Genomic DNA, 3,652 nt, shown 5'->3' on the forward strand with positions numbered 1-3,652 from the left:
CAGTTAAGCCCACCTGCGTCGAATATTGTACTGAGGTACGAGAGTCCTCGGGAACTATTCAACGCTGCCAATACCACCCCCCTATTATGGAAAAAACAACTCTTCTCAGATTACGATACACATGACGCCTGCGTCTATTTCTTCTTCGCTCTCATGATATCAGTCATGTATGATTCCTGATACAGTATCCCGGATGACGGATACAATATGCCGGATGCAATGCCCGGGACACCAATACTGAAGTGCGTAACTGAAATACTGTAAAAAGAAAAGAAAGAGGGGTCGATTTTGTTTTGGGTTGTAGCGGGAAACCCTGACCAGAGCACGGGATCAATGAAGCGGAACTCCCGTGATGCTCCGGCATATACTATTCTGACTTGAGGGTATATAAACAAAAGGAGCGGGGTGCGAAAGTGAAATCAGATCAGGGTGCCGCTGCTGCTCCTGATAACTGATGGCCTGTCATTGATGTTCCAGTAAAAGATCCTGTAGTTTCCGTTACCGAGGCTGATGATCGTCGGGTCAATATTGCCCTCTCCCGAAAGGATTACCGAGCGATCAGTAAAGGTGATTCCGTCCTTCGAGGTGAAGCTGTAGATCCCCGGACTTGCATCGTTGAGCCTGCCTCCCTGATAGAAGGGGAATGCCGAGGCGATCAAGAGGTAGGTGCCGTCGGGGAGGATCGTTATCGCCGGGTCAACGAAACCTGCGAGAACCGGCCCTTCACGAGTAAATAAATGTCCGTCATCGGAGATGGCAGATACAATGCCGTGCCTGACATCCTCCCCATCAGAGACATAATAGATCCTTACCCTGCCATCCGGAAGGAGAACTGCCTCAGGGACTGATGCCCAGCCACGATCAGGAGTATTCTGCGAATCAATCCTGATTCCCTCCCTCTCAAAGTGCAGCCCGTCGTTTGATATGGCAGAAAAGATGCTATGAACCGCCTGGCCGGGCCCTCCGCTGCCAGTTGCACCCTTGTAATACATCCGTAGCGTCCCGTCTTTTTGTTTCACGATTGTGGGATCTCCAACAGTCATCTCCGGACTCCCCCCGATCCCAGGAGAAAGCCGAACTCCGGCTTCTCTCTCAAAGATCATCCCGTCATCTGAAATGGCTGAGAGTATACCCGCAGCACCATTGTAGTACATCCGCACTCTCCCGTCTTCCAGCCGGTACAGGTAGGGAATACTTGCATCATTGAGGCGTACTCCGGAATCAACTGTCCATGTAAATCGTAATGGTTCACCATTCTCTTCAGGCTGTCCAGTCTTCTCTTCTGTTGTGGTGGTTTCTGGTGTCCCTACCAATATGGCTGCCGTCTGTGGCGGAGATGTTGTTGAAACAGGTGCGGAATCCTCAGGTCCGGTTGTGCATCCCGCAGCAAGCAGTACCAGGGCCAGAATACCAACAGTGATGATATGTATCTTCATCTTACACAAACTCCATAAATTCATTTGGTTTTGGTTTTATATCATTTTGGTTGATAGTATCCGGAATTGCCAGAAAAAATCACTAATGCTCTAATAAATTTTAGAAGAGGGATACCGCTCTTTCAGGAGCAGGTAGTTGACTGCTGACGACTAAAAAAAAGATTACATTCCGGGGGATTCATCCATTCCCAGGAAGAAGAGCACACTCTCTCCATACTCAACAGGTGCATAATGATAGCCGGCATGGGGAACGTCCTTGAACCGGAGAAGCCAGGATCCATCGATCTCGCCTGCAATCCTGACTGAGACCGCATCGGGAGTCAGAATATCATCTGTACCTACGATGAGCATCACATCCTTCTTGATACCAGAGAGACCGTCAAACGATCCATTCCATGCAAGGTTTGCCTCTGCCTCCTGCCGCTTTCCTTCAGGGACTGTGGGATCGAGAGCTCTTGATTCAATGAGACCGAGAAGTGTCTTTGTCTCAGGGATCCTGATGCTGTATGTGGATGAATCCAGTATGAGTTTCCTGACCTTCTCAGGATGATCGATTGTAAGCTGCTGGGCGGTGGTAGATCCCATGGAGACACCATAGACATGCATGCTGTCATAGCCCAGCACAGTCATCAGTGCAGCAGCATCGTCTGAAAACTGGTAGATTGACGGGGTTGTTGTGTATGCACTGCTCTGCCCCATTCCCCGGTGATCATAGGTGTACACATGGTACTTCGATGCAAGGATACCGATGAAAGTCTCGTTCCAGCCCTCAATGGTAGCGCCAAATCCTTCGATCAACAGGAGAGGTTCCCCTGACCCAAATTCGCGATAGGCAAGAGTAACGCCGTTTACATCTGCATAATGAATAGGGGTTTCATCGAATGATACTACCGGGAACTGCCGGGCTTCCTGTTCTGAAAGGTGAGTGGTGTCGCTTGCGGCTATACATCCGGCTGTTGCCAGAAGGGTTATGGCAAATAAAAGCAGGGTGAGTGTGAAAATCGATCGTCTATCCATAGTATATCCTCATGTTCATGCATTATATCCGTATGATTATTGTATTCAGTTATGGATCAATAGGGAAAAACGTTATCGATGAGCGTCTCCGAAAGTTCAGGTAAATTAATTAAAGCTCTTGAAAACGTCATAATTGTAAAAAATCTCCTCTCTTATCAATTTGACTTAGGATTTATCTTTTGTGAATGCCCGGTCTCCTCTGTATACGTTGACACGTGCTATCGTCAGGATTCTATATGATAAGGATCATCTTACCTCTGGAGACAGGTACTGCTCATGATCTTCGAAGTGCTTCAGTTTCTTATAGACTTCATCTACCCGTTCATCATCATTGCAAACATTATTTTTGCATTGACCGTCGTCTTTATCGAGCGGAAGAACCCGACGGCAACGATTGCATGGCTCATGGCACTCTTCTTTCTCCCGGTAGTCGGCTTTATCCTCTACCTCTTTATTGGACAGAGTTTTCACCGGGATCGGATGTTCCGGGTGAAGAAAGAGTATGATGAAAAGATGACCGATCTGATCGAATCGCAAAAGAAGGAGCTCTTCAACCACCAGATCTCAAAATTACATACTGTTTCTGATGCATATAAGCGGATGATGCTGATGCTGATGGAGAGCAACAGGGCACTTGTGACGACAGATAATGAAGTCAGGGTCTTTATTGACGGAAATTCCAAGTTTAACGCTCTGCTTGAGGCCATCCGGAAAGCAGAGGATCACATCCATCTTGAATATTATATCTTAAAAGATGATGAGATCGGGCGAGAAGTCTTTGCAGCATTAACCGAGCGGGCGAAGGCGGGTGTTACGGTCAGATTCCTTGGTGACGGGCTTGGTGCGGCAGGCCCGAAGAGATCCTTCTATGCATCCTATCTTGAGGCGGGAGGAAAGCTCGCCTTCTTCTTCCCCTCCCTCCTGCATGTACGGCATCCGAGGATTAACTACCGAAACCACCGCAAGATCGCAGTGATTGATGGAAAGACCGGGTTCATTGGCGGTTTTAACATCGGTGATGATTACCTGGGCCGTGTCCCGGAGTGGGCGCCATGGCGCGATACCGCTGTGATGGTAGAGGGCCATGCGGTCTTTTCGATGCAGATTCGGTTTATCCTGGACTGGAACTATGCCTCAAAAGAAGATACGATCGACTTCTCCTCCCGTTACTTCCCCGAGTTAAATGGTTCAGCGGAGGC

At 48.4% G+C, this 3,652-nt stretch carries 4 protein-coding genes; 2 read left to right on the forward strand and 2 right to left on the reverse strand.

The features are described from left to right. Positions 1-180: hypothetical protein (locus QCH34_RS08785; protein WP_300332978.1), on the forward strand; the 180-nt coding region annotated here is incomplete at its 5' end. Positions 181-419: 239 nt separating this feature from the next. On the opposite strand, the gene QCH34_RS08790 is transcribed toward QCH34_RS08785, so the two are convergent. Together QCH34_RS08790 and QCH34_RS08795 are read right to left on the reverse strand one after the other, a co-directional pair. Further along, positions 420-1,436: a hypothetical protein gene (locus QCH34_RS08790; RefSeq protein WP_300332979.1), complete on the reverse strand. Its 1,017-nt coding sequence runs from the start codon at positions 1,434-1,436 to the stop codon at positions 420-422. A gap of 162 nt (positions 1,437-1,598) precedes the next feature. Further along, positions 1,599-2,453 carry an alpha/beta hydrolase gene (locus tag QCH34_RS08795; protein ID WP_300332980.1) on the reverse strand — a complete coding sequence of 285 codons (855 nt, stop codon included), beginning with the start codon at positions 2,451-2,453 and terminating at the stop codon, positions 1,599-1,601. 276 nt (positions 2,454-2,729) lie between these two features. Between QCH34_RS08795 and QCH34_RS08800 the strand changes: the two genes are divergently transcribed. After that, positions 2,730-3,652: PLDc N-terminal domain-containing protein (locus QCH34_RS08800; RefSeq protein ID WP_300332982.1), on the forward strand; the 923-nt coding region annotated here is incomplete at its 3' end.

It is taken from the genome of Methanocalculus sp. (genome assembly GCF_029762515.1).
Lineage (GTDB): Archaea > Halobacteriota > Methanomicrobia > Methanomicrobiales > Methanocorpusculaceae > Methanocalculus.

What these genes read in the sequence shown, in the direction of transcription:
- QCH34_RS08790 (WP_300332979.1), bottom strand. Translation starts at nt 1,436, where the DNA reads ATGAAGATACATATCATCACTGTTGGTATTCTGGCCCTGGTACTGCTT.
- QCH34_RS08795 (WP_300332980.1), bottom strand. Translation starts at nt 2,453, where the DNA reads ATGGATAGACGATCGATTTTCACACTCACCCTGCTTTTATTTGCCATA.